Genomic DNA, 25492 nt, shown 5'->3' with positions numbered 1-25492 from the left:
GATTCACATCGTCGGCTACTTCAGCGCCCACTCGGCGCACTTGCGCTGCTCATCGAATTATTCGGGCGCCCAACGACGCTCAGCTCTGCGCACCGGAGTGGGAACTATCACCACAACCAAAAAGTTTCACCCCCGTCTCCTGTTGGAAACGGGGGTGAAACATGATCGTGCAGGGTTGATCCCGGGACCTATCCGAAGCGGCCGGAGATGTAGTCCTCGGTGGCCTTCTGCGTCGGGTTCGAGAAGATCTTCTCGGTGTCGTCGATCTCGACGAGCTGACCGGGCTTGCCGGTTGCCTCGAGGTTGAAGAATGCCGTCTGGTCACTCACACGCGCAGCCTGCTGCATGTTGTGCGTGACGATGACGATCGTGAAGTCCTTCTTCAGCTCGGTGATCAGGTCTTCGATCGCGAGAGTCGAGATCGGGTCGAGCGCGGAGCACGGCTCGTCCATGAGCAGGACGTCGGGCGAGACCGCGATGGCACGCGCGATGCACAGACGCTGCTGCTGACCGCCTGAGAGGCCGCCACCGGGCTTGTCGAGGCGATCCTTGACCTCGTTCCACAGGTTGGCACCGCGCAGCGAACGCTCGGCCACCTCGTCGAGCTTCTTCTTGCTGCGCTCGCCCTGCAACTTCAAGCCCGCGACGACGTTGTCCTTGATGGACATGGTCGGGAAGGGGTTGGGTCGCTGGAACACCATGCCGATGGTCTTGCGAACACCGACCGGATCGACGTTCGAGCCGTAGATGTCCTCGCCGTCGAGCAGCACCGAACCCTCGACGCGCGCACCGGGAATCACTTCGTGCATGCGGTTGAGTGAACGGAGAACGGTGGACTTGCCGCAACCGGACGGGCCGATGAAGGCGGTGACGCTCCGGGGCGGGACGGACAGGCCCACATCGGCGACGGCGTGGAACTTGCCGTAGTAGATGTTGACGTCCTTGAGATCCAGACGCTTGGCCATTACCGGCTCCCTACTGAGTTGATGACGCTGTTGAGTACGAACATGTTCCGAGGCCGCATCACTTACTTCTGACCTGTGAGAAGTGACCGATCAGCTTCGCGACGATGTTGAGGATCGCGATCAGCAGGATCAGGGTCAGTGCTGCGCCCCAGATGCGGTTGGTGCCGGCGTCGGTGGGGTTGTTCATCTCGGCGACCATGACGGAAGGCAGTGTGCCCATTTCGCCGTTGAACAGGTCGAAGTTGATGAACGGTGCGTAGCCGACGAGGATCAGCAGCGGTGCGGTCTCACCGAGCACGCGGGCCAGGGCCAGCATGACGCCGGTGATGATGCCGGGAAGTGCCGTCGGCAGAACGATTTTCGAGATGGTCTTCCACTTCGGCACACCGAGCGCGTACGACGCCTCCCGCAGATCCATCGGGACGATGCGCAGCATTTCCTCGGTGGAGCGGATGACGACCGGGACCATCAGAAGGACCAGAGCCAGTGACACCGCAAACGCGGACTTGGGGAAGCCGAAGGTCGCGATCCACAGGGCGTAGATGAACAGCGCGGCCACGATCGACGGAACACCGCTGAGGATGTCGACCATGAACGTGGTCAGCTTGCCCAGCTTCGACTTCCGGTCGGCGTACTCCACCAGGTAGATCGCGACGAAGATACCGAGCGGGATGGAGAAGACCGCGCACACGATGCCTTGCAGCAGGGTGCCGATCAATGCGTGATAGATACCGCCGCCGTCGGCCGACGCCGTCAATCCGCTCAGCGAGTTGGTGAACCAGGTAGGCGACGTCAGAGCGGGCAGGCCCTTGGCGATGACCGTGAAGAGCACCCAGACCAACGGGATGAGCGCGATGACGACTGCCAGGCTCACCAGGACGGTCGCGATGACGTCCTTGGCACGACGACGAGCGCCGACGCCTTGGAAAGTGGGGGCCTTGACCGGCCGGTCCAGAGTGGAGGTCATGGGTCAGTCCTTCTTTCCGGCGATCACTGCGCGGGCAGCCGCGTTGACGACGAAGGTCAGTACGAACAGCACCAGTCCGGCCGCGATGTACGCGCCTGCCTGGATGTCGTTGTTGAACTCCGCGTAGCCGAGGGCGATCTTGGAGGCGATGGTCGAGCCGCCGTCGAACAGCGACCAGCCGAAGGCCTGAGAGGTGGTGCGCAGGATCAGGTAGAGCGCCATCGTCTCACCGAGTGCGCGTCCGAGACCGAGCATCGAGCCGCTGATGTAGCCGGACTTACCGAACGGGATGACCGTGGTGCGCACAACTTCCCAGCGCGTGGCGCCGAGGGCGAGTGCGGCTTCGATCTGTGATCGCGGGGTCTGGATGAACACCTCGCGGGTCACTGCGGTGATGACCGGAAGGATCATCACGGCGAGGACGATGCCTGCGGTGAAGATGGTGCCGCCACCGGTGATCGATCCGCTGCCGTCGGCGAAGAGCGGGAACCAGCCGAGAGTGTCGTTGAGCCACACCGCGACCGGGGTGATCGCCGGAGCGAAGACGAGAAGTCCCCACAGGCCGTAGACGATGGACGGCACAGCTGCCAGAAGGTCGATCGTGTACGACAGTGGCCGCGTGAGCCACTTGGGTGAGTACGAAGTCAGGAAGATCGCGATGCCCAGTGCGATCGGCATCGCGAGCACCAGTGCGAACAGCGAGACCAACACCGTGACCTGGAAAAGGTCGAGGACACCGAACGCCATCGCGTTGATGTTCTGCGTGACCCATTCACGGCTGGTCAGGAAGTTGACCTGGTTCCGGCTCAAAGCAGGAACAGCACGCCAGATCAGGAACGCGCCGATCGCCGCGATGACAACCGTGATGAAGATTGCCGAACCGGATGCGAGCGAGCTGAAGATGCGGTCACCCGGACGGGTCACCGTCTTGCTGTTGCCGCTACCCGGACCGTCACCCTTCGGAGGATGCTCGGTTTCTGGAGCCTTGGTGGAAGTAATCGTGTCCTCCGTGGTGCCGTTCGGACCGCCCACCCCGGCCCCGCTGGTTGCGGGGCCGGGAGAACGAGATGTCGAGGTGATGGGCGCGTCACTCATGCGCGCTCACTTCCTTCACGTCTGAATGTAGATCCATGAGCTTGTCCGCACGAGTCTCTAGGTCAGCTGATTGCCGTGATGGACGCGTTGAGGCGATCCTGGACGTTGGACGGCAGCGGGACGTAACCCTGCTCGGCCAGGTTGGCCTGACCCTCGTTGGCCGCGCTCGTCAGGAACGACTTCACTGCTGCGGAGGTGTCCGCGTCGTAGCCCTTGGAGCAGACGATCGAGTACGTGGCGAGAACCAGCGGGTAGGCGCCGGCTTCGTTGGTCTTGAAGATCGACGCGAGGTCGAGCGTCAGGTCGCCGGTTGCGTCGGACTTGAACTTCGCGCCTGCGATCGACTTCGCGGCCGTGTCGTTGGTCAGTGCGACTGCCTCGGAGCCGGTGTTGATTTCGGCAACCGAGAGCTTGTTCTGATCGGCGAACGACTTCTCGACGTAGGTGATCGAACCCGGTGCCGTGGCAACTGCCTGTGCAACGCCCGCCGAACCCTTGGCGCCCTCACCGACGCCACCGGTGAAGTCGGACCCTGCGCCCGACGTCCAAGCACCGTTCGATGCCGCGTCGAGGTACTTCTGGAAGTTGTCGGTGGTACCCGAGGAATCGGAGCGGATCACGGTGGTGATCTTCTCGTCGGGAAGCGATGCACCGGAGTTGAGCGCGGCGATTGCCGGATCGTTCCACTTGGTGATGCCGCCGTTGAAGATCTTCGCGAGAACCTCTGCGTTGAGAACGAGCTTGTCGACGCCGTCGAGGTTGTATGCAACTGCGATCGGGCCGAAGACGAGGGGAAGGTTCCAGGCTTCGCCGCCGACGCAACGCTCCTTGGCCTTGTCGGCCTGCTCGTCCTTGATGGCCGAGTCGGAGCCGGCGAAGTCGATCTGGCCGGCGATGAACTGTGTACGACCGTCGCCCGAACCGCTGGGGTTGTACGCGACGTTGACCGTCTTGCCCTTTTCCTGGCACACGGAGATGTAAGTGGCGACGAACTGGTCCATGGCGTTCTTCTGTGCCGAGGAACCAGCGGCAGAGAGGTTGCTCTTGCCTTCGCACGTTGCGTTCGATGCGGACCCGTCCACACCCGTCGACGACGAGTTGTTGTCGCTGCCACATGCGGCCAAGGTCATGGCGCCCACGGCCACTACACCGAGCAGGGCACCACTGCGCTTGAGATTCACCAAGATCCTCCGGAAATCGCTACCGCCACGCCCACGATCGGGCGGCGACATGAGACGCAGAATGATTGAAATCTGCATCAGGCAACACGGCGCTGCCCACAGAGAAAAGTAGGCGGGCGCGGTGTCCGGCTGGACCACACATGGTTAACGGAGAATGAACAGACTGGACATTTCTGCGTGTCCGACTGTGACGTCAGAGCGCGCGGGCGTAAGCCATGTCCACGTGGAAGCGATCGAAGCCGAGTCGTTCGTACGTGTGGAGGGCGGCCGTGTTGTCGCCTTCGACGTACAGAAGGACGGTTCCGAGGCCGCGATCACGCAGGTAATGCATGCCCGCGAGAGTCAGCACTCGGCCGAGACCTCGTCCCTGCGCCGCGGGATCGATCCCCACGACGTACACCTCCCCCAGCTCCGGATCGTCACCTTCGGGTGCGTGCACCTTGGTCCAGTGAAAGCCGAGAAGAGTATCGGGATCGGTGTCCGCGAACGCCATGAACAGACCAGCAGGGTCGAACCAACCTTCGGCCGTTCTCTCGTCGATCTCCGCCTGGGTCCAGCCACCCTGCTCGGGATGCCAGGAGAAGGCCGCATTGTTGACGCGAAGGATCTCGGAATCGTCTTCGGGTCCACGATACGTCCGAATCGTCACACCTTCGGGCACAACGATTTCCGGAAGCTGCGGAGCATCGAGTGGTCGACGCAGCTGCAGGAGTTCACGAACGCTGACCAGATCGAGGGTCTTGGCGAATTCGACTGCGGCGTCGACGTTTCCGTGCGCCCAGACACGCGTGCCCGGCCGGCCCTCGTCGAATACCGCTGCGGCAAGCCTGGTTCCGATGCCGCGACGCCGCGCCTGCGGGTCGACCACCAACTCGGCCATGTCGGGATGCTCGTCCGAACCGGCTTGCAGCTGCGCATAACCGACGACTGCATCGCCGTCGAGTTCGAGGAAGTGTCGCGCGGCGCCGCGCCCGGCAACGGCATGGCGCCCCTGTTCCGACACGGGCGCCTTGCCGTCGAACTCGGTTGCGCGATCGAGAAGCGCGGAAACCTGCTCGGCGAATCCAGCCGGCAGTGAATCTGTCCAACCCACGTCAGACCACCGATCCGTCGGCCGCGTCGTAGTCGACGTCCTCGTCGTCCTCGAACTGAACGGGAGCAGCTGCGCCACCCTTGGCCCTGGTCGGACGCACTGCCTTATATCCGACATTTCGGACTGTACCGATCAAGGACTCGTATTCGGTGCCGAGTTTCGCCCGCAGACGACGCACGTGGACGTCGACCGTCCTGGTGCCGCCGAAGAAGTCGTAGCCCCACACTTCCTGCAGCAGCTGCGCCCGGGTGAATACCCGTCCGGCGTGCTGCGCGAGGTACTTGAGCAGCTCGAATTCCTTGTAAGTCAAATCAAGGGGCCGTCCACGCAGTCGTGCCGTGTACGTCCCCTCGTCGATAACCAGTTCGCCCAGCGTGATCTTTCCCGACGCTTCCGGACTGGCCACACCGCCGCTGCGGGCGACCAACAACCGCAATCGGGCGTCCACCTCAGCCGGACCGGTACCGGGAAGCAGGATGTCGTCCAACCCCCAGTCGGCGTTGACGGCAACGAGTCCGCCTTCGGTGAGGACGGCGACCACAGGTACTGCGGATCCTGTGCTTCCGAGCAATCGACACAACCCGCGTGCGGCAGCCAGATCGGTGCGCGCATCCACCAATGCCACGTCCGCGGAACTTGCCTCGAGTAGCGAGGAAACCTCTGTGGGGGCAGGCCGAACCGAGTGCGCCAGCAACGCCAACGCCGGTAGTACAGCTTCCGGGTTGGGGTCGGAGGTGAGGAGGAGCAGTTCCACACGGCCTCCTATCTAGTAGCCCGCGCAACCCGTGAGGGCAACGCTCGAGTAGTTCGACGCTTTTGGTCGGTCCCTACATTAGCGTGCCTGGTACCGGGGCCGTCGCATCGAACCCCGACCGGAGTCCGTCACAATGGTGCGGTGCGCAAACTGATCATCGGCATCGTCTTTCTCCTCGGCCTCGGACTGGTGGCCGATTTCGGCGCGGCCGCGTACGCCGAGTACCGGGTTTCCCGCGAGCTCCGAACCGGCGCATCACTCGAGTCGGATCCGGAGGTCACCTTCAACGGGTTCCCCTTCCTCACCCAGGCACTCGGCGGGAAATACAAGGACGTCTACGTCAGAGCTACCGGCGTCCAGAGCGACGTGGTGGGCGAAGTGACCGTCGAGGCCGATCTGCGCGGGGTCACCGTTCCCTTATCCGACATCGTGAACGGCAATGTCACCCAACTCCCCGTCGACAAACTCGACGGCCGGATGGGAATCAACGCCACCGACCTCGGAAAGCTGCTCAATATCCCTGACCTGCAGGTATCTTCGCCGCCGGCCAACAAGTCGGATGGCACCGGGGGCAGCGGCGGAACCGGAGCGAGCACCGCGGGCGCCGTCGTGCTGACGGGAACGGTTGCCGTCGGCCCGGTCGAGACTGCAGTGAGCGTGCAGGCCAACCTGGTTCTGGAAGGTGGGCAGGTCAAGATCGTCGCCAGCAATCTGTATTTCGGTCCGGAGGGCAAAGCCGATTTCTCGATCCCCGCAGCACTCGAACCCGTCGTCCTCGGACTGTTCAGCTACACGATCGATCCGCAGGCACTTCCCTACGGAATTCAGCCGAGCCTGGTCTACGCGGAAGGCGGAAGAATCGTGATCGAAGGCAGCGCCGAAAACACGACGATCGATCTCGCAGAGCTGCAGAACCGATGACCGGGATCACAATTCTGCTGGTCGCGCTGGTCGCCGTCGTCGCGGTCGGGCTCTTTCTCAAGTCGCGCAACGGAAAGGTCCGAGTCACCACGCCGGCCGCGACCGGCGCGGCGGACAGTCGCCTCGAACTGCTCCACGCCGCTGGAGTCTCTTCGCCGAACGGCGGACCCGTCGTACTGCATTTCTCTGCCGACTGGTGCGGACCGTGCGCGGCAGTACGCCGCGTCGTCGGTCAGGTCGTGATCTCGATGGCCGACGCTCCCCGTCCGCCGGTGGAGATCGAGCTCGACATCGACAAGGAACCGGCTCTGGCACGCGAGATGAGTGTCCTCTCGCTGCCCACCACCTTCATCCTCGACGGTGGCCTGGAGGAACAGTTCCGGGTGTCCGGAGTGCCATCCGCAGCCGATCTGAAAGCTGCACTCGTACCACTATCCGGACCCCACGAGCCAAAATCCGAGAATTCGGGGTAAACTCGCCGACGTGCAAACCCGCCACGAGCTGATGCTCACCCGACGCCGCGCAGTAGACCTGTGCCGCCTCGGGGGCTGTTGCTGTACCTGTTGCTGATCACCACATCCGTCAGATCTCTCTGACCTTCGAGCTTTCGCTCACGTGATCAATCCACCGAGTGGGACTTTGACGTCCCGTTTTCTCGGTCCAGGCACAGCATCATGCAATCCAGCGCAGGAGCACTCCCGATGTCCACAACCACACCCCAGCTCGAGCAGGTCGACGTCCGCGGACCTCGATTCGCCGCGTGGGTCACCACCGGCGTTCTCGTACTCACGCTCGTCCTCTCGACCTTCTCACTGCCCGCCGCCACCGTCGTTCTCGCACTGCAGGCCATAGTCTTCGCGGTCGGAGCGGTACTCGGCCCCAAGCGCAGCCCGTACGGCCAGATCTTCGGCAAGCTCGTCGCCCCGCGACTCTCGCCGGTCAGCGAACGCGAACCCGTGGCGCCGCTGCGCTTCGCGCAGTTCGTCGGCTTCGTCTTCGCACTCGCCGGCACGGTCGGTTTCCTGGCCGGGTCGACGATCGTCGGCACCGTTGCCACCGGCTTCGCCTTGTTCGCGGCCCTGCTCAACGCCGCGTTCGGCATCTGCCTCGGCTGCCAGATCTATCCACTCGTCGCAAGGCTGCGAAATACCGGCCGCGCTACCACCGCGTGAAAACGCTTGCCCCACAACCCTGCTGAACCCCTGCTAGATAACGACCGATGCAAGACCACATCGAAAGGAACACCATGGCTCGCTCCGACGTCCTAGTCTCCGCTGACTGGGCTGAGCAGAACCTCAACACCCCCAAGACCGTTTTTGTCGAGGTGGACGAGGACACCAGCGCATACGACGGCGGCCACATCGAGGGTGCAGTCAAGCTCGACTGGCGCAAGGACCTCCAGGACGGCGTCCGACGCGACTTCCTGAACCAGGAGCAGTTCTCGGATCTGCTCTCCGCCAAAGGCATTGCGAACGACGACACCGTCGTTCTCTACGGTGGCAACAACAACTGGTTCGCCGCTTACGCGTACTGGTACTTCAAGCTGTACGGCCACCAGGACATCAAGCTGATCGACGGCGGCCGCAAGAAGTGGGAACTCGACGGACGCCCGCTCTCCAAGGACGCAGTCAACCGCGAAGCCACGCAGTACAAGGCCGAGACCCCCGACTTCTCGATCCGCGCATTCCGCGACGAGGTCATCGACGCCATCGGCAGCAAGAACCTCGTCGACGTTCGTAGCCCTGACGAGTTCTCGGGCAAGATCCTCGCTCCCGCCCACCTTCCGCAGGAGCAGGCGCAGCAGCGTGGCCACGTCCCCGGAGCCATCAACATCCCGTGGAGCACCACCGCCAACGAGGACGGCACCTTCAAGTCGGACGACGACCTCGCCAAGCTGTACGCGGAAAAGGGCTTCGACGACACCAAGGAAACGATCGCCTACTGCCGCATCGGCGAGCGTTCGAGTCACACCTGGTTCGTCCTGCAGGAGATCCTCGGCAAGAACAACGTCAAGAACTACGACGGCAGCTGGGTCGAATACGGCTCACTCGTCGGCGCACCGATCGAATTGGGAGCCTGATCATGTGTGGAGCACCTACCCAGGGCCAGACCCTGCCTGCCGGCGTCGACGTCGAGAAGGAAACGGTCATCACCGGCCGCGTTCTCGCAGCTGACGGCCAGCCCATCGGCGGCGCATTCGTGCGTCTGCTCGACGGCTCCGGAGAGTTCACGGCCGAGGTCGTGGCATCGGGAACCGGCGATTTCCGCTTCTTCGCCGCTCCGGGCGAGTGGACCGTGCGTGCACTGTCCAGCTCGGGCAACGGCACCTCCACCGTCGCTCCCGAGGGCTCGGGCGTGCACAACGTGGACGTGACCGTCAGCAAGTAATTCCTGCTTTGTCAGGCGGCCCCGCACCCCTCCGGTGCGGGGCCTTCTGCATTCCGGCTCCCGATTTTTCCGGTCGGTCGCCGCGGTCTAAGATGTACCCGTGGTCATTTTCTTCGAGGTACTCCTCGCACTCGCATCCGTCATGATCGCTTGGTTCTCCGTGTACGTCGTGTACCGCTTGGTCACCGACGAGTCGTGAGTCAGGCTCCGGATTCAGGGTCCGACGCGACCGCTGACGATTCCGCCGCTGCAGGTGCCGTGAGGCGCGGCAGCGGGGACGAAGCTGTCGCCATCGCCGTCGAGCGCTCCAAGTCGACGGCGTCGCTCAACATTCCGACCCTGCCGGACCTTCCGTTGCCAGAGGACACCGCAAACCTGCGCCTCGGCCCGGACATCAATCCCGAACTCCTCGCGCTTCTCCCCCTCGTCGGTGTCTGGCGCGGCGAAGGTGAAGGACACGACGAGAACGGCGACTACGCCTTCGGTCAGCAGATCGTCATCTCGCACGACGGCGGCCCGTACCTCAATTGGGAGTCCCGGTCCTGGCGCCTCGACGCCGAGGGCAAGTACGTGAGCCCCGATCTGCGCGAGAGCGGTTACTGGCGCATGGGCGGCGACGGCATCCCGGGCAGCGTCAACCAGGAAGTGGTCGAACTCCTGCTCAGCCACAGCTCCGGTGTCGTCGAAATGTACTACGGGCGCGCACTCACCCAAGCGTCGTGGGAACTTGCCACCGACGTGGTGATCCGCAGCCAGTCCGGTGCACTGTACGGCGGCGCGAAGCGTCTGTACGGCATCGTCGAAGGCGGCGACCTCGCGTACGTCGAAGAGCGGATCATGTCTGACGGTGGCCTGGAACCGCGTCTCTCGGCCCGCCTCACCCGCTACATCGGCTAGTTCTGCTGTGCGCCTTTATTAACCCCCGGCGGTTAATAAAGGCGCACAGCAGATTTATCCACAGGCACCGACAAATTCCACAGGCGGGCTCTGGAGCGGCATCTTCGACCGATTCTTGTCGGTCCGCGATCTCACGGTATTCGCATGAGCTGCGACTACATCGATCCTGATCTCCGAAGACTCTTCGACTTCCAACACGGACTCGCGACCAATAAACAACTACGCCCTTTCGGCTATTCACCGCGGCGCATCCAACATCTGGTCGAATCGGGTCAATGGACTTCCGTCCTCCACGGCGTTCAATCCAGCACCAACGGCCCGCTCAACCGAGCAATGATTCTCGAGGCCGCCCTTCTGTTCGGCGGCGGAGAGACCTACCTGAGTCACCGGACGGCAGCTGAAGAGTGGGGACTCACGCACATCGAGTCCGAACTGCCGGTCCACATCACGGTCCGATACGGCAGATCCTCGCGCTGTCAGAGTCCGACGGTCAGACCCGAACGCTCCCCGGCGCGCCCCGTTCCGTTGGGGTGGTCCACTGCCCATCCCGGAGTGATCGTTCATCGTTCACGCGCTCAGGCCCACATCGGCGTTGCCACTCAGCCTGCTCGTACTTCGCTGGCCGACACCGCAATTGACCTGGCGGTTGCAGAGCCGTCGGCTCGCGACGCCGCTCGTTCTCTGGTTCGCTCGGCCACGGCGTGCAAAGTGTCACGGATGGAATTGCGCACCCGAATGGAATGCCGACGGCCGAGGCGATATGTCAAAGCGCTGTCCTCGACATTGGACCTGTTGGATCGCGGTGTCCAGTCGGTACTCGAGCATCGCTACGCAATCGAGGTCGAGCGAGCACACGGTTTGCCGGAAGCACGACGGCAATCGCCGGTCCTCGTCGATGGGAGAACTTTCTACGAGGACGTCGACTACCGCAATTGCGGTGTCGCACTGATCGTTCGACTCGACGGATTTGCCTTCCACTCTTCTCGGGCGACTGCGCTGCGGGATCGTCGGCGAGGAAACGCATCCGAACTGTCAGGCAACGCCACACTGGTCTTCGGTTGGGAGGAGGTGGAGGGGGCCTCGTGCCGAACTGCAGCCGAGGTCAGAGCGATCCTCGAGCGCGGTGGATGGTGGGGGCCTAATCCTTGTCCACGCTGTGCGCCTTTATTAACCGCCGGGGGTTGATAAAGGCGCACGGCACGAAGCGACCCCCGAGCCACACCCACGCTTTCGCGCGGATCCCGGTCGGACTGATCGGGGGCTCGGGGGTCGGGTGGCTGCCTGGGATTCGCCGGCCGCTCACGCGGTAAGTGAATTCCATCAGCGATTGCGGCTAGCTGGCAGCCACCTCACGCGTCCGTCTGTACTTCAATTTCAGACCACCTCCTTCCTTGTGTACAGGAGAAAGTACGCCCACTTCACGATGACGGCAACGTATTTTCCACAGAAACTTTTCCGACGCATATCACCTGGTCAGCTGCTGCGCCGTCCGGAAGTTGGTGGGTGACGACAACAACGGTTCGCGAAGAATCGACCAGCGTTGCGTCGCGACTGAGCAACTCGCGGAGCAACTGATCGCCGGCCTCCGCGTCCATGTGCTCGGTCGGCTCGTCGAGCAGCAGCACCTCCGCAGGCGAGACGATCGCGCGCGCCAACAGCAACCGACGACGCTCACCGCCCGAAACCGCTCGCATGCCGCCGACCAGGTAGGTGTCGAGCCCGTCCGGCAGTTCCGACAGCCAGTCGCCGAGACCGACTGCGGCAAGTGCCTTCTCCGCGTCCTCGGCGGTGAGGTCACCCCGCGCGACGCGCAGGTTCTCGAGGACCGACGTCTCGAAGAGGTGTGCGTCTTCGGCGAAGTACCCGACGTGCCTGCGCAGTTCGGCCGGATCGACTTCCGAAACATCCACTCCGCCAACGCGCACTGTTCCCGCGATAGGCGGCAGCAGTCCCGCCATCGTCATCAGCGCGGTGGTCTTTCCGGATCCGCTCTCGCCGACGACGGCAACACGAGCACCGCGAGGAAGATCCACCGACAGCGGTTCGGTCACCTTTCCCCCGGGCCAACCCGCCCGCAACGCGTGCACACTCAGGACCCCGTCCTCCGGCCACGCACGATTTCCTTCAACGTGTTCGGCGTCGGCTCGATCGAGTACCGCCATGATGCGTGCCGACGCCAGCCGCGCCTTGGTCAACGCAACTGCCGCGCTGGGCAGTATCGCGGTTCCCTCGAAAGCCGACAGCGGAAGCAGTACAAGGATTCCCATGGACATCGGTGACATGTCGGTGGTTCCGTACAGCGTAATTCCGATCAGCAGGGCACCGAGGACGCTCACTCCGATTGCCAGGGGCGTGGCAGCGGCGGCAAAGGCACTCGGGACCGCCGCGCGATCGGTTGCGTCGACCACATCGTTCTCGGCAGAGACCGCCTCGCTCACCGCCTGATCCAAGCGACCCGATACCCGGAGCTCGGCGGAATGGTCGAGGGCGGTCACCGCGAACTCACTGAATCGCGCTGCGGCAGCAGAACTGTCGGCCTCGGCTAGTCGAGCAGCACGAGCCGACAGCCAGGGTGCCGCGATCCCGGACACCGCCAGCGCAACGGCCAGAATGAGCGCGGCCGGAACCGAGATGAACAACAGGATTCCCACCGCAGCAAACGCGAGGACAATCGAGACCGCAATCGGGATCAGTGCTTTGACGACGACGTCGCCCAGTGCATCCACGTCGGCGCCCGTACGTGAGAGCAGGTCACCGCGTCGTAGTCCGGCTGCTGCCGCGGGATCTCCTGCGGCCAACTGCTGGTAGATCCTCGATCGCGCCGCGGTGGTTCCGCGCAACGCGACGTCGTGCGTCGTCAATCGTTCGAGATAGCGGAAGACACCACGTGAGATTCCCAATGCGCGTACGGCAACCACCGCAACACTGAGGTCGAGAACGGGAGGCATCTCCCAGGCCCGCGTGATCAACCACGCAGACAGCGCGGCCAAGGCGAGTGCGCTGCCGAGTGTTGCGACGCCCGCCGCGACCGCCGTCAGAACGCGTCGTGGCCGAAGTTCCAGTAGCCGCAGAGCACGCAGAAGCGGATCGTGAGCGTCACTTCTCATGAGCGCGCACCTCGACGATCCGGTCAGCTGCGGCAAGCACACTCGGACGGTGGCCGATCACGACAACGGTGTCGCCACGCTCCGCCCGTGCTCTCAGAGAAGCCAACACTGTCCCTTCCGAATCCGAGTCGAGGTGAGCGGTGGGTTCGTCCAGGACAAGAACTGCGCGGTCCGAGGCAAGTACGCGTGTCAGTGCCAGCCGTTGCCGCTGCCCCAAAGACAGACCTGTACCGCCGACGCCGATCACGGTCTCGACGCCCGCAGGCAGCTCGGCCAGTACCGCGTCGAATCCCGTCGCAGCAGCGGCGCGGGTCAGTGCTTGCGCATCGACGACCCCGGTGAGATCGAGATTTTCACGAACGGTGCCGGGTAGGAGGACCGGATGCTGGGGAAGCCAGGCCAACTGACTACACCACGCGTGCTCGTCCAGGTCTCGGACATCGACGCCGGCGACCGTCACGCGCCCACTGCTCGGTTCGATCAACCCGAGCAGCGCGTGCACTGCCGTCGACTTGCCGCAGCCGTTGGGACCGGTGAGCACGGTGATCGCCCCTGGGGACGCCACGGCGGAAAGTCGAGACGGTGCGACTCCGCCACGAGAGGCCACACCGAGTCCGTCGAAGACGATGTCGGCGCCTCGAGCGACCACCGTCGTGCTACCACCCTCCGGCGCGGCAGAATCCGCCTCGATAACCTCGAATGCCTTGTCGGCTGCCGCCATTCCGTCCTCGGCGGCGTGGAACTGGGTTCCCACCATCCGAAGTGGCAGGTACACCTCGGGGGCGAGGATCAACGCGACTATCCCCGGCTCGAGTGACATGTCGCCGTACACCAGTCGCAAGCCGATACTCACGGCCACCAACGCGACGCAGAGCGTTGCGAGCAGTTCCAGCACCATCGAGGACAGGAACGCGACGCGGAGAGCTGACATCGTCGTTCGCCGATGAGCGTCACCGAGTTCACGGACGCGCTCGGCAGGACCTTGCTGACGACCGAGCGCCCGCAGCGTCGGCAAACCGGCAAGAAGATCGAGCAGTTGCGAAGACAACGTGGTCATCGCTGCCAGCGTCTTCTCCGACTTACCCTTTGTCAGCAAGCCGATCAGAATCATGAAGATGGGGATCAGCGGCAGCGTCACGAAGATGATGACCGCAGACGTCATGTCCTGCACCGCAATGACTATCAGGGTGATGGGTGTCAGCGTCACCGACAAGACCAGGGCCGGAAGGTATCCCGTCAGGTACGGACCAAGGCCGTCGACACCTCGGGTGACCACGGTCGCGATCTCGTCACGCCGCGGATCCAGATCGCGAGGACTCATCGCCGTCGCCGACGTCAGCACGCCGTTCTTGATCTCGGCAACGACGCGAGTCGACGCCCGGTGCGCATACCTGGTCTGCAACCAGGTCCCCAGAACTCGGACCGCCACAGCTGCGGCGAGAACAACCAATTCGGTTGTCCACGAGGAAACATCCACAGTTCGAGTGGTGATCACTCCGGCCAGCACCCGGCCGATCATGAGCGCCGCGACGATGACCATCACGACGTTCACCATCGACAGAGCAACAGTGAGGATCAGATAGCCGCGCGCAGAAGCGGAATGTCGCCACAGCCGCGGGTCGATCGGCCCCCGGCGACGCTCCCGAGTGGTGGGAGCGTCGCCTACTTCGATTGTCACGTGAATTCGACCGTCAGTTCTTTCGTGTTTCGAATGTGTCGTGATTCAGGGTTCGTGACTACCACGTCTTCTCCTTGAATCGCAGACCGATCGACGCCGGAATCTGCTTGGAGGAGATGCGCTGTCGGAACACCCAGTACGTCCAGCCCTGGTAGATGATCACCACCGGCGTCATGAATGCCGCGGCCCACGTCATCACCTTGAGCGTGTACGGACTCGACGACGCGTTCTCGATGGTCAGGCTGTACGCCGGATCCAGCGTCGACGGCATGACGTTCGGGAACAGCGAGGCGAACAGCAGCACGACGGTGGCGATGACGGCCACACAGGTGAGAACGAAGGCCCAGCCTTCGCGCTCGGCCCGCGTCAGGAAGACGACGCCGATCAGTGCCGCAGCAGCGGCAGCTACCAGAATCCACGTCCATCCCTTGCCGTAGGCGAGTTGCGTCCAGAGGACGAATCCGCCGGCGACCGGAATAGCCGGAATTGCCAGTCGTGCGGCAAGTTTCACGGCGTCTTCACGAACCTCGTCGGCACTCTTGAGTGCCAGGAACACTGCGCCGTGGAGAGCGAACACCAGCGCGGTGGTCAGACCGCCGAGCAGCGCGTACGGATTGAGCAGATCGAAGAATCCCGACTCGACCTGCTTGTCGGCGTTGATCGCCACGCCCCGAACGATGTTCGCGAAAGCCACGCCCCAGAGAACTGCCGGGACCCAGGAGCCGAAGATGATGCCCCAGTCGCAACGCTGACGCCACTTGTCGTCGTCGATCTTGCTCCGCCATTCGATGGCGCAGATCCGAACGATCAAGGCCACCAGGATGATCAGCAGCGGTAGATAGAACCCGGAGAACAACGTCGCGTACCACTCCGGAAATGCCGCGAACATCGCACCACCGGCCGTGATCAGCCACACTTCGTTGCCGTCCCACACCGGGCCGATCGTGTTGAGCGCTACCCGTCGACGCGTATCGGCCGGGAGGTCACTAACTCTGCCGACGATCGGCATGAGCATTCCGACACCGAAGTCGAACCCTTCGAGGACGAAGTAACCGATGAACAGTACTGCGACGAGCACGAACCATACTTCTTGAAGTCCCATGATCGCCTCCTAGTACGCGAACGACAGTTGTTTGGGCTTGTCCGGATCTTCCGGCTCGTCATGATCTGCATCGCCTGGTGGATGCATGTCGTGCTCCAACGGGCCTTCCTTCGCGTACCGCACGATCAGCTTGAACCAGACCACACCCAGCGCTCCGTACAGGAGGGTGAAGGTGATCAGCGAAGCCCAGACGGTAGCCGACGCGTGGTCCGAAACACCTTGGTCGACAGTGAGTCTGATCATGTCGACGCCGGTCGGGTTGGGATGCACCACCCAGGGCTGACGGCCCATCTCGGTGAAGATCCAGCCGGCGCTGTTCGCCATGAACGGAGTGGGGATCGCGACCAGGCTGAGGATTCCGAACCACTTCTGGTCCGGGACCCGCCCCTTACGAGTGACCCACAGTCCCGCGAGAGCCAGTGCTGCCGAACCGGCGGCGAGGCCGATCATGGCGCGGAAAGACCAGTACGTGACAAAGAGATTCGGTCGGTAGTTACCCGGTCCGAAGTCCTGCTCCGCCTGCTCCTGCAGTTGGTTCACGCCTTGCAGTTCGACGCCGGTGAACTTGCCCTCGGCCAACCATGGAAGAACGAACGGCACCTTCAGAACGTGCGTCACGCTGTCACAGTTGTTGTGAGTACCGATAGTGAGGATCGAGAAGTCCGGATCCATCTCGGTGTCGCACAGCGATTCCGCCGACGCCATCTTCATGGGTTGCTGCTGGAACATGAGCTTGCCTTGGACGTCACCGGTGTAGATGATTCCGATTCCGGCCACGATCATGACGAGCAACGCGAATCGTGTTGCCGGACGGTACATCGTGCGCGCGTCGGACTCGAGGCGTTCGGCTTCGGCGGCCTCAGCCTGCTTGGCGCGGCGCATGTTCCGCACCATCCACCAACCACTGATGCCGGCAACAAACGTCGCCGCCGTCAGGAAGGCGCCGGCAACCGCGTGCGGGAAGGCAGCGAGAGCGGTGTTGTTGGTCAGCAGCTCCCAGATACTGGTGAGCTCGGCACGACCCGTTTCAGGGTTGTACGTCGCACCGACCGGATGCTGCATGAACGAGTTGGCCGCGATGATGAAGAACGCCGACGCGTTGACGCCGATCGCCACGAGCCAAATGCACGCCAGGTGTACAAGTTTGGGCAGCCTGCCCCAACCGAAGATCCAGAGTCCGATGAAGACGGACTCCATGAAGAAGGCGACAAGGCCTTCCAATGCGAGCGGAGCTCCGAAGACGTCACCGACGAATCGCGAGTACTCGCTCCAGTTCATGCCGAACTGGAACTCCTGCACGATGCCGGTGGCTACACCGAGTGCGAAGTTGATGAGGAAAAGCTTGCCGAAGAACTTGGTGAGCCGATACCAGTGGTCCTTTTTGGTGACCACCCACATCGTCTGCATGATCGCGATCATCGGCGCAAGTCCGATGGTCAGCGGAACAAGGATGAAGTGGTAGACGGTAGTGATACCGAACTGCCACCTGGAGACGTCCAAAGTATCCATTGGCTACTCCGAGAGTAGGGCCCTGGGACAGGCTTCGGGGTTCGAGACGCGGGCAGTCGCTCGGCCCCTGCGGACACGGTACTGCTGTCCGGTTTGGACCGCAGGACTTTGCTACTACCAAATGTAGTAGAGACCTGTCGCGATTCCTATTCGCCTATCGCCCTGCTGAATCCGAATCAATTGCACGTTCAACCAATTCCGCGAATTCCCCGGAGACCTTCGGCTCTGGCAATGTGAGCCCGTCGAGTGTATGGACGCGTGCGGCCAGCGTGACGCTCGAAACCATCCACACTCCGTCGGCCGCAATCAAATCCGCAGGTCGGAGGGTTTCGTATCGGCAATCGAAGCGAGCACTGCCGGCAACGTCGAACAGGGCGCGCTGCGTAGTGCCCATCAAAATGCCCTGTGCGGGAGGCGGTGTGATCAAAGTCCTGTCCCGAACGATCACCACCGTCGAGCGTGGCCCCTCCAACACATTGCCCTCGGAACTGACGAAGATCACATCGTCAGCACCCAAATTCGCCGCATATCGAAGCGCTGCCATGTTGGTTGCGTACGACAACGTCTTCGCGCCCAGTAGCTGCCAGGGTGCCCGGGCAGAGAGATCGACAGAGAAACCTCGCTCGAGAGTCATCACCGACAACCCCGATTCGCGGACCTGTCTGACCCGATCGGCCACCGGACCGACCATCACGAAGGCTGTCGGCTTGTCGCCGCTCTCACGGCCGCGGGTCAGAACGAGACGAAGGGCGCCTTCCTTCTCGGTCCCCCATTCCTCGGCAGCCATCTCGATCGCCAGACGCCAATCATCGAGAACCGGAGCGGGCAGGCCGAGTGCCCGTGCGCTCAGAACCAGTCGACTCAGGTGTCCCTCGACCACCCGGGCGCGGCCGTCGCGTACCAACAGCGTCTCGAAGACTCCGTCGCCGCGCACCACCGCCAGGTCGTCGGCGTGCAGAAACGGTGCGTCAGCATCGAGCACCTCATGGTCGAGAGTCACCAATACGCGATCAGGCATGCCATCAACCCTAACGATCCGCCAAGCCGCCGGGGCCGCCCTGTAACCGCGATCCCGCCCACACTCCTAGACTGGTCTCGTGGTCGACAACGCTCTTGTGCCCAACAGCCCACTTCTGACTTCCCCCGGCGCGGTCACCGCACCGGACGGTTCGGCCGACATCGGTGTCGCGTGGCACTACGGCGATCCTCTCGGCGAACAGCGAACCGCGCAGCGCGCAGCAGTGGTGGTCGACCGCAGTCACAGATTCGTGATCGCCATTCCCGGCGACGAACGCCTCACGTGGCTGCACACGATTTCGAGCCAGCACATCGCCGCGCTCCCCGACGGCAAGAGTGCCGAGAACTTGAGCCTGGACGTCAACGGACGCGTCGAGCACCACTTCGTGCAGACGGACCTGGCAGGTGTCACCTGGATCGACACCGAGGCCGACCGCGGACCCGACCTTCTCTCCTTCTTGAAGAAGATGGTGTTCTGGTCCAAGGCCGAACCTCGAGACGGCAACGAACTCGCGGTCCTGAGCCTGATCGGACCCGAAGCGTCAACTGTCCTCGCCGCACTCGAGGTTCAGACACCCACCGAGGCCTACGACGCTCACGCCTTGGCCGACGGCGGATTTGTCCGCCGCATGCCGTGGCCTACCGAGAACTCTTTCGACCTTCTCGTCCCACGTGAGCAACTGGCAGCGTGGTGGACCAGGCTGACCGATGCCGGCGCCAAGCCCGCCGGCAGTTGGGCCTTCGAGGCACTGCGCGTCGAAGCGACGAGGCCTCGCCTCGGACTGGACACCGACGAACGGACCATCCCGCACGAGGTCCACTGGATCGGTGGGCCGGCCGAGCACGGCGCCGTCCACCTCGACAAGGGGTGCTACCGCGGTCAGGAAACCGTCGCCCGGGTTCACAATCTCGGCAAGCCCCCGCGCCATCTCGTCATGTTGCACCTCGACGGCAGCGCCGAAGCCGTCCCGGAACCGGGTGACCCGATCACGGCGGGCGGACGGGCCGTCGGACGCGTCGGGACCGTCGTCAATCATCACGAGCTCGGCCCCATCGCACTCGCTCTGATCAAGCGCAACATCCCGGTCGACACCGAACTGATGGCCGGCCCCAGCGCTGCGTCCATCGATCCGGATTCGATCGTGGCGGACGACGCACCCCAGGCCGGACGTGAGGCTGTCAACCGATTGCGCGGAAAGTGACGGGCACGGTCGACGCGGTCTGCGTCGTCCACACCGAACGTGACAGTGGCGTCAGGCGAGTCCCCCGTACCGCGATCGACAAGCGTCCCGTCGACGGCCGCGTCGCGGTCGGCCGACTCGGTCTGGGTGGCGACTACGTCTGCGACACCGAGTTCCACGGCGGCGCCTTCCAAGCTGTCTACGCGTATCAGCGCGACGAAGCGCAGCGCTGGTCGGACGAATTGGGCCGACCTCTCGGCCCCGGATGGTTCGGCGAGAATCTTCACATCAGCGGGATGCTCGTCACGGACGCCGTGATCGGCGAGCGTTGGCACATCACCGGAGCCGAGGCGTCGGACGTTCTCGAACTCGAGGTGACCGCGCCCCGCGTCCCGTGCGGCACCTTCGGCATCTGGGCCGCGGAAAAGGGCTGGGTCAAAAGATTCACCGAGCGGACCGACGTCGGCGCCTACCTTCGCGTCAACCGGACCGGCACGATCGCCGCGGGCGATTCGGTCACCCGAGTCCACGTACCGGATCACGGAGTGACTGTTCGAGAGGTCTTCGCCGGAACGGATCCTGAGCGGCTTCGACGGCTCCTCGCAGAACACACCGACCTTGCACCGAACGTCACCGCGCGCGTCCAGAGGTTCATCGAACAAGCAGAAGCGCAGGTGCACTCGTGAGTATCGAATTGGTGGAAGTGGTCCGCTCCGGATTCCGCGAATGCGTGCATCGCGGATCGGCCGTCATTCTCGGCGCCGACGGCGAGGTCGTTGTCGGACTCGGGGAAATTCACACACCCATCTACCCGCGCTCGGCGAACAAGCCGCTGCAAGCCGTCGCTGCGCTTCGTAACGGCTTTGCACCCACCAGCCCGGAAGAGCTGGCCGTCGCGTCGTCCTCACATGCGGGCGAGGCCGATCACATCGAACTGGTCGCAGCGCTTCTCGCTCGCTACCAACTCGGTGTCGACCAGTTGCAGTGCCCCTCCGATCTGCCGGGCAACGAACTGGCCCGAGCCGAACTGATCGCAGCGGGCGAGCTTCCCAGCCCGATCTACATGACCTGCTCGGGCAAGCACTCCGCGATGCTCGCCACGTGCGTCGTGAACGACTGGCCGCTCGAGACGTACATGGAGCCGACTCATCCCCTCCAACTCGCGATCCAGGAGACGATCTTCGATCTCAGCGGCGAGGAAGAGCAGGAACTCGGCATCGACGGTTGTGGTCTCCCGATCGTGCCGCTCTCGCTCACGAACCTGGCTCGGGCATTCGGACGCCTGCCCTCGGCTGAGCCCGACTCACCCGAACGAGCTGTGGCCGACGCGGTCCGCGAGAACCCCTTCCTCGTCTCGGGCACCGGCCGCAACGATCAGCGCCTGATGTCCGCCGTGCCGGGTCTGTTCTCCAAGACCGGATACGACGGCATCTACGCCGGAGCGCTTCCCGACGGTTCCGCTTTCGCCCTCAAGATCGACGACGGTCACGAGCGGGCGCTCCTGCCCTTGGCGGCAGCTCTGCTCAAGCGGATGAACACCGAGTGGACCGAGGAGTTGGCGGCTCTCGCATCCGCTCCGGTCTTCGGCGGCGACGCCCGAGTGGGGACGATTCGCGCAATTCCCGGAAACTTCTGAGCAGTTCTCACAAAGTTCTGACGAGTTCTTTCAGCATCCTGGCAGCTCGCGGCCATAGTGAGAGCAATCAGACACGGCGGTGAGGCCTTCGTGGAAGCGGAAGCGACTTTTCCACGCTAGAGTGTGTGTCAGGAAACTTACACACTCAAACGGGGCCGCCAAATTCCCCAGGCCGCCCCGCGAAAGCGCGAGGGGGTCAGCCATGGGCCGCGGCCGGGCTAAGGCAAAGCAGACCAAGGTTGCACGCGAATTGAAATACAGCGTACCGACCACGGATTTCGACAGCCTGCAAAGAGAGCTCGCAGGTGGATCGACCAACTCGCATCGGAGCAGTGTCCGATCGGACCAGACTTCCGATAGGGAAGGGCATGCGCGAGAGGACGACTACGACGACTGGCGGCGTTGACCGCGCACTGCCACCGCGCAGACTGTGAAATGAGGAAGAGCTGATCGCTCTTCCTCATTTTTGCGTTCCATTTTCCGCCTCGCGTCTGCTTGCACGGACACACAAAACTGCCCCACCGGATCTCTCCGATGGGGCAGCTGACGTTGCGGTCTAGAAGCGCGGGTGGTCTCCGGCCAGGAACGCACGCTCTGCAGCGGCGTCCGACGCCTTCTTGACGCTACCGAGCGTCCAGCAGTCGATGTGGCGTGCGGTGAGGACGGCAAGTGCGCGGTCGACGTCCTCGGGTGCGACGACGGCGACCATGCCGACGCCCATGTTGAACGTCTGCTCCATCTCGGCGCGCTCGACGCGTCCGCGCTGCGCGATCATGGCGAAGACCGGAGCGGGGCTCCAGGTTCCGCGATCGAGTTCGGCGACCAAGCCCTTGGGCATGACGCGCGCGAGGTTGTTGGCGAGGCCGCCACCGGTGACGTGGCAGAACGTGCGCACGTCGGTCTCGGCAGCGAGTGCCAGGCAGTCCTTGGCGTAGATCTTGGTGGGCTCGAGCAGCTCCTCACCGAGCGTGCGGCCGAACTCGTCGACGTGTGCGCTCAGGTTCATGCGGTCGATCTCGAGCAGGACCTTGCGGGCCAGTGAGTAACCGTTGGAGTGCAGTCCCGAAGAACCCATCGCGATGACGACGTCGCCGGGGCGAACGCGATCCGGTCCGAGCAGCTTCTCTGCCTCCACGACGCCGACACCGGTGGCGGAAAGGTCGTAGTCACCGTCGGCCATGATGCCGGGGTGCTCGGCGGTCTCGCCGCCGAGGAGAGCGCAGCCGGCCTGGATGCAGCCCTCGGCGATTCCGCTGACCAATTCCGCGACGCGCTCGGGGATGACCCGGCCGACGGCGATGTAGTCCTGGAGGAACAGCGGCTCGGCGCCACAGACGACGAGGTCGTCGACAACCATGGCGACGAGGTCGAGTCCGACCGTGTCGTGCTTGTCCATCGCCTGCGCGACAGCGAGCTTGGTTCCGACGCCGTCGGTCGATGCGGCGAGCAACGGCTCCTTGTAGTCACCCTTGAGGGAGAACAAGCCGGCGAAACCACCGAGGCCACCCATGACCTCGGGGCGGCTGGCCTTCTTGGCCAGAGGGGCGAAGAGTTCCACCGCCCGGTCGCCTGCGGCGATATCGACTCCTGCTGCCGCGTAGGAGGCGCCTGCGGTGCGGTGACTGTCCTCGGTCATCGGGTTACTACTCCAGCCTTGTATTTCTCGCGAGCACGTATTGCTCGTGCACAGGTAAGTGGTCTTGCAATGTGAAGTGTTTGCAATCCTCGTGACGCGAGATGGATCGTTCGACTCGAGACCCAGAGCGCGCACACAAATACCGACGATTACGCCCATACGCTACCGGACCGGCCCCCTCGGTGAGACCTCGCGTACCCCGAGACGTCAGTTCTGCAGCCGCGCACCGATCGAGGCGTGCAGTGCGCGCAGACTGTTCTGCCCGAGTGCGACCGTCTCGGATTCGATGTGTTTGAGGAGGTGTCCGTCGTGGACGACCTTCTCGCTCGACTGGATCAGTACCGTCCCGGCTCCGGTGAAATCGAACTGGCGTTCTTCGCCGGTATTCGCGCCGAACATGCTTCCGCGAACCGCGCCCAGGAAGCTCTGCATCCAGTCGGCATCGAAGTGGTGGGACGGCGACGGGCAGTCGGCCCAACCCACCAACGCCTGCGGGTCGATGCGCAGCGGCGGCTCCGCGAACATGACCGGGCCATTGGACGACGCCAGGAACTTGCCTGTCCCCAGTAGCGTCAAAAAGCCTGGGACGATGGACTGTTTGAGGTCCAGGCTCGTCTCGAAGGCGAGGAGATTGGCCGCGCGAATCGTGAGGTTGCCGTCGTCGAGGTCGTAGGAATTGATGTTGAATCCGCGGTCCCCGAGGATCAACTTGCCCTGTCCCTGAGCGAGCACCCAGTCGTCCGCGTAGAGCGGTGAAGAAAACCTGGCCGCGACGATCGCCGTCATGCTCGTGCGCCCGAGCGGCTCGAAGTTGATGTTTCCGTAGTACGCGATCATCGCACCCTTGGACGTGAACCACGGTTGTCCGGCCATCTCGACGCAGAAGGCGTAGTCGTTGCCCGGGACGTTGTCGTTGGCGGGCAGAGATGCCGGATTGTGAATTTCGATACCCATGCTCTGTGCCCTCTCAGAACTTCTGCTCGGACGCCTGGACCCAGACGGTGCCGGCGCCGGTCATCTTCAGCTGGATGGACTCCCCCGAGCCCTTGCCGACGGCCTCGCGCCAACCGACGTTCGCGGAGATGTCGACGTTGATCTGACCGATGTGGCACACGTATGCCTGCGGGTCGACGACGACCTGAGGATTGTTCGGACCGACCTGCAACGGAATCGCGCCCCCGTGCGAGAGAACCGCGACGCTTCCCTGGCCGTGCAACTGCGTCGTGAACAGTCCTTGACCGGTCATGGCGCCGCGTACTGCTCCGCGCACACCGCCCTGCGACGTGAGAGCGACTATCGAACTCTGGAGGTAACCGTCGTGTGCGAGGAGTCGGTCGGCTTCGACGGTGAGCATTGACGACCCGTCGAGGTGGATGACCTCGACGTACAAGCCGGCGTGCCCGTAGAAGACCTCACCGTTTCCCTCGGCCGCCATCATGCGTGCGTGTTCGCCGGACATCATGCGGCCGGCCATCCCGGCGATCCCGCCCATGTTCGGCATGGCGCCGGGCCCACCGCCCATGCTGTGCGGGATGAAGCGGACGTCGCCGGTGTAGTAGAGCATCGACCCGGTGCGGGCGAGCACGTTCTGTCCCGGTGCGAGGGTCGACTTGACGACCTTGCTGTTCACCAATTCCAACGGCATGGGTCAGCGCTCCTCAGGCTGGATGTAAACGACACCGGATCCGTCGAATCGCAGCGAGAACGCTTCACCGCTGCCACCGCCGATCGCGGAGCGCCAGGTGACGTCGGTGACGAAGCTCTGGTTCAGCTGACCGCGGTGAGCGACGAAGGCGTCGGGATCGGCAACCAGCGGATACTGCGGGCTGACTTCGAGCGCGATGATCGGTCCGCCCTTCGACAGCACCGCCACCAGACCGGTGCCGCTGACGACCGTCGTGAACAAGCCCTGTCCGGAACCTGCGCCGCGGAGGCCGGCAAATTTCACATCGGTTCGCAGCTGTCCGACCAGTGCGAGCAATTGTGAGGCTTCGACGTGCAAAGCGTCGTTGTTGAGCTCGATGATCGTGATGTCCTGGGCGTCGACCGCGAAGTAGACGGTGCCTTGTCCGCTGACTTCCATCAGGGACAGTGATTCACCTGCCGCCTTCTGTTTCAGCGCGGCACGTAACCCACCGCCACCGCCCATTCCGGCGTTCTTGAAGGTAATCGCACCCTCGTACGCCACCATCGAGCCGTTGATCGCTTTGATGGTGTCCCCCACCAGGTCTGCGACCAGGACCCGGTGCCCATCCATTCTCAGTTGCGCCACGGAGGGCACTATGCCAGATGCTCACGACGTATGCCGTGTCGTGGAACAGAAAGTCGTGAACAGAAAATCTGCCGCCCACATGCTGTGGACGGC

General features: G+C 63.5%; 27 protein-coding genes. 12 read left to right on the top strand and 15 right to left on the bottom strand.

The window, feature by feature from the left end; genetic code table 11:
- Positions 1 to 188 precede the first annotated feature (188 nt).
- The 6 genes from pstB to ATN37_RS27275 all read right to left on the bottom strand — a co-directional run bounded on the left by pstB (position 189) and on the right by ATN37_RS27275 (position 6055).
- Complete coding sequence (pstB, locus tag ATN37_RS27300; RefSeq protein ID WP_003939968.1) at positions 189 to 965, bottom strand: phosphate ABC transporter ATP-binding protein PstB; 777 nt, start codon at positions 963 to 965, stop codon at positions 189 to 191.
- Between the two features lie 58 nt (positions 966 to 1023).
- Positions 1024 to 1932 (bottom strand): phosphate ABC transporter permease PstA, encoded by a 909-nt coding sequence (gene pstA / locus ATN37_RS27295; protein WP_081558356.1) that lies wholly within the window; start codon positions 1930 to 1932, stop codon positions 1024 to 1026.
- A gap of 3 nt (positions 1933 to 1935) precedes the next feature.
- Positions 1936 to 3027, bottom strand: a complete 1092-nt coding sequence (pstC, locus tag ATN37_RS27290) for a phosphate ABC transporter permease subunit PstC (protein WP_007733846.1) — start codon at positions 3025 to 3027, stop codon at positions 1936 to 1938.
- Positions 3028 to 3089: 62 nt separating this feature from the next.
- Positions 3090 to 4208, bottom strand: a complete 1119-nt coding sequence (gene pstS / locus ATN37_RS27285) for a phosphate ABC transporter substrate-binding protein PstS (protein WP_099697845.1) — start codon at positions 4206 to 4208, stop codon at positions 3090 to 3092.
- 193 nt (positions 4209 to 4401) lie between these two features.
- A complete protein-coding gene (gene mshD, locus ATN37_RS27280; RefSeq protein WP_030535247.1) occupies positions 4402 to 5301 on the bottom strand; it encodes a mycothiol synthase in 900 nt (299 codons plus the stop codon).
- Between the two features lies 1 nt (position 5302).
- Complete coding sequence (locus tag ATN37_RS27275; protein WP_003939728.1) at positions 5303 to 6055, bottom strand: response regulator transcription factor; 753 nt, start codon at positions 6053 to 6055, stop codon at positions 5303 to 5305.
- Positions 6056 to 6196: 141 nt separating this feature from the next.
- On the opposite strand from ATN37_RS27275, the gene ATN37_RS27270 reads away from it, so the two are divergent.
- The 8 genes from ATN37_RS27270 (at position 6197) to ATN37_RS27240 (ending at position 11446) form a co-directional block, all read left to right on the top strand.
- Positions 6197 to 6976, top strand: a complete 780-nt coding sequence (locus tag ATN37_RS27270; RefSeq protein WP_218695856.1) for an LmeA family phospholipid-binding protein — start codon at positions 6197 to 6199, stop codon at positions 6974 to 6976.
- Positions 6973 to 7449: a co-chaperone YbbN gene (locus ATN37_RS27265; RefSeq protein WP_218695855.1), complete on the top strand. Its 477-nt coding sequence runs from the start codon at positions 6973 to 6975 to the stop codon at positions 7447 to 7449. The genes ATN37_RS27270 and ATN37_RS27265 overlap by 4 nt, the downstream gene beginning before the upstream one ends.
- A 10-nt stretch (positions 7450 to 7459) precedes the next feature.
- A complete protein-coding gene (locus ATN37_RS33240) occupies positions 7460 to 7546 on the top strand; it encodes a putative leader peptide (RefSeq protein ID WP_350318872.1) in 87 nt (28 codons plus the stop codon).
- A 131-nt stretch (positions 7547 to 7677) separates the two neighbouring features.
- Positions 7678 to 8148: a DUF4395 domain-containing protein gene (locus ATN37_RS27260; protein ID WP_051649593.1), complete on the top strand. Its 471-nt coding sequence runs from the start codon at positions 7678 to 7680 to the stop codon at positions 8146 to 8148.
- A 74-nt stretch (positions 8149 to 8222) separates the two neighbouring features.
- Positions 8223 to 9056 carry a sulfurtransferase gene (locus tag ATN37_RS27255; RefSeq protein ID WP_003939859.1) on the top strand — a complete coding sequence of 278 codons (834 nt, stop codon included), beginning with the start codon at positions 8223 to 8225 and terminating at the stop codon, positions 9054 to 9056.
- Positions 9057 to 9058: 2 nt separating this feature from the next.
- Positions 9059 to 9364: a DUF1416 domain-containing protein gene (locus ATN37_RS27250; protein ID WP_003939797.1), complete on the top strand. Its 306-nt coding sequence runs from the start codon at positions 9059 to 9061 to the stop codon at positions 9362 to 9364.
- 258 nt (positions 9365 to 9622) lie between these two features.
- Positions 9623 to 10261 carry an FABP family protein gene (locus ATN37_RS27245; protein ID WP_039973378.1) on the top strand — a complete coding sequence of 213 codons (639 nt, stop codon included), beginning with the start codon at positions 9623 to 9625 and terminating at the stop codon, positions 10259 to 10261.
- Between the two features lie 144 nt (positions 10262 to 10405).
- The gene (locus ATN37_RS27240) at positions 10406 to 11446 is read left to right on the top strand and encodes a type IV toxin-antitoxin system AbiEi family antitoxin domain-containing protein (protein WP_063315846.1); all 1041 of its coding nucleotides are present in this window, start codon (positions 10406 to 10408) and stop codon (positions 11444 to 11446) included.
- A 233-nt stretch (positions 11447 to 11679) separates the two neighbouring features.
- On the opposite strand, the gene cydC is transcribed toward ATN37_RS27240, so the two are convergent.
- The 5 genes from cydC to ATN37_RS27215 form a co-directional block, all read right to left on the bottom strand.
- The gene (gene cydC, locus ATN37_RS27235; RefSeq protein ID WP_218695854.1) at positions 11680 to 13368 is read right to left on the bottom strand and encodes a thiol reductant ABC exporter subunit CydC; all 1689 of its coding nucleotides are present in this window, start codon (positions 13366 to 13368) and stop codon (positions 11680 to 11682) included.
- Positions 13358 to 15046, bottom strand: coding sequence for a thiol reductant ABC exporter subunit CydD (cydD, locus tag ATN37_RS27230; RefSeq protein WP_218695853.1), 1689 nt, complete (start codon positions 15044 to 15046; stop codon positions 13358 to 13360). Before cydD ends, cydC begins: the two co-directional genes overlap by 11 nt.
- A gap of 58 nt (positions 15047 to 15104) precedes the next feature.
- On the bottom strand, positions 15105 to 16148 hold the full coding sequence (gene cydB / locus ATN37_RS27225) for a cytochrome d ubiquinol oxidase subunit II (RefSeq protein ID WP_218695852.1): 1044 nt from the start codon (positions 16146 to 16148) through the stop codon (positions 15105 to 15107).
- A gap of 9 nt (positions 16149 to 16157) precedes the next feature.
- Positions 16158 to 17657, bottom strand: coding sequence for a cytochrome ubiquinol oxidase subunit I (locus tag ATN37_RS27220; RefSeq protein ID WP_003939875.1), 1500 nt, complete (start codon positions 17655 to 17657; stop codon positions 16158 to 16160).
- A 154-nt stretch (positions 17658 to 17811) separates the two neighbouring features.
- Positions 17812 to 18675, bottom strand: coding sequence for an aminodeoxychorismate lyase (locus ATN37_RS27215; protein ID WP_007733829.1), 864 nt, complete (start codon positions 18673 to 18675; stop codon positions 17812 to 17814).
- A gap of 79 nt (positions 18676 to 18754) precedes the next feature.
- On the opposite strand from ATN37_RS27215, the gene ATN37_RS27210 reads away from it, so the two are divergent.
- The 4 genes from ATN37_RS27210 to ATN37_RS27195 all read left to right on the top strand — a co-directional run bounded on the left by ATN37_RS27210 (position 18755) and on the right by ATN37_RS27195 (position 21897).
- Positions 18755 to 19876: a folate-binding protein YgfZ gene (locus ATN37_RS27210; protein ID WP_083056788.1), complete on the top strand. Its 1122-nt coding sequence runs from the start codon at positions 18755 to 18757 to the stop codon at positions 19874 to 19876.
- On the top strand, positions 19873 to 20541 hold the full coding sequence (locus ATN37_RS27205; RefSeq protein WP_030535239.1) for an MOSC domain-containing protein: 669 nt from the start codon (positions 19873 to 19875) through the stop codon (positions 20539 to 20541). Before ATN37_RS27210 ends, ATN37_RS27205 begins: the two co-directional genes overlap by 4 nt.
- Positions 20538 to 21491, top strand: a complete 954-nt coding sequence (locus ATN37_RS27200) for an asparaginase (protein WP_003940365.1) — start codon at positions 20538 to 20540, stop codon at positions 21489 to 21491. The genes ATN37_RS27205 and ATN37_RS27200 overlap by 4 nt, the downstream gene beginning before the upstream one ends.
- A gap of 202 nt (positions 21492 to 21693) precedes the next feature.
- On the top strand, positions 21694 to 21897 hold the full coding sequence (locus tag ATN37_RS27195; RefSeq protein WP_003940337.1) for a DUF3073 domain-containing protein: 204 nt from the start codon (positions 21694 to 21696) through the stop codon (positions 21895 to 21897).
- Positions 21898 to 22047: 150 nt separating this feature from the next.
- On the opposite strand, the gene purM is transcribed toward ATN37_RS27195, so the two are convergent.
- The 4 genes from purM to ATN37_RS27175 all read right to left on the bottom strand — a co-directional run bounded on the left by purM (position 22048) and on the right by ATN37_RS27175 (position 25384).
- Complete coding sequence (purM, locus tag ATN37_RS27190) at positions 22048 to 23127, bottom strand: phosphoribosylformylglycinamidine cyclo-ligase (protein ID WP_003940225.1); 1080 nt, start codon at positions 23125 to 23127, stop codon at positions 22048 to 22050.
- Between the two features lie 207 nt (positions 23128 to 23334).
- Complete coding sequence (locus tag ATN37_RS27185) at positions 23335 to 24081, bottom strand: AIM24 family protein (protein ID WP_165639040.1); 747 nt, start codon at positions 24079 to 24081, stop codon at positions 23335 to 23337.
- 13 nt (positions 24082 to 24094) lie between these two features.
- Positions 24095 to 24772: an AIM24 family protein gene (locus ATN37_RS27180; RefSeq protein ID WP_003939918.1), complete on the bottom strand. Its 678-nt coding sequence runs from the start codon at positions 24770 to 24772 to the stop codon at positions 24095 to 24097.
- A 3-nt stretch (positions 24773 to 24775) separates the two neighbouring features.
- A complete protein-coding gene (locus ATN37_RS27175; RefSeq protein ID WP_003940441.1) occupies positions 24776 to 25384 on the bottom strand; it encodes an AIM24 family protein in 609 nt (202 codons plus the stop codon).
- Positions 25385 to 25492: the final 108 nt, after the last annotated feature.

It is taken from the genome of Rhodococcus sp. MH15 (genome assembly GCF_019266045.1).
GTDB classification, from domain to species: Bacteria; Actinomycetota; Actinomycetes; order Mycobacteriales; family Mycobacteriaceae; genus Rhodococcus_F; species Rhodococcus_F qingshengii.
The sequence above is the reverse complement of the archived record's forward strand: the minus strand, read 5'-3'. Positions and strand labels throughout refer to the sequence as shown.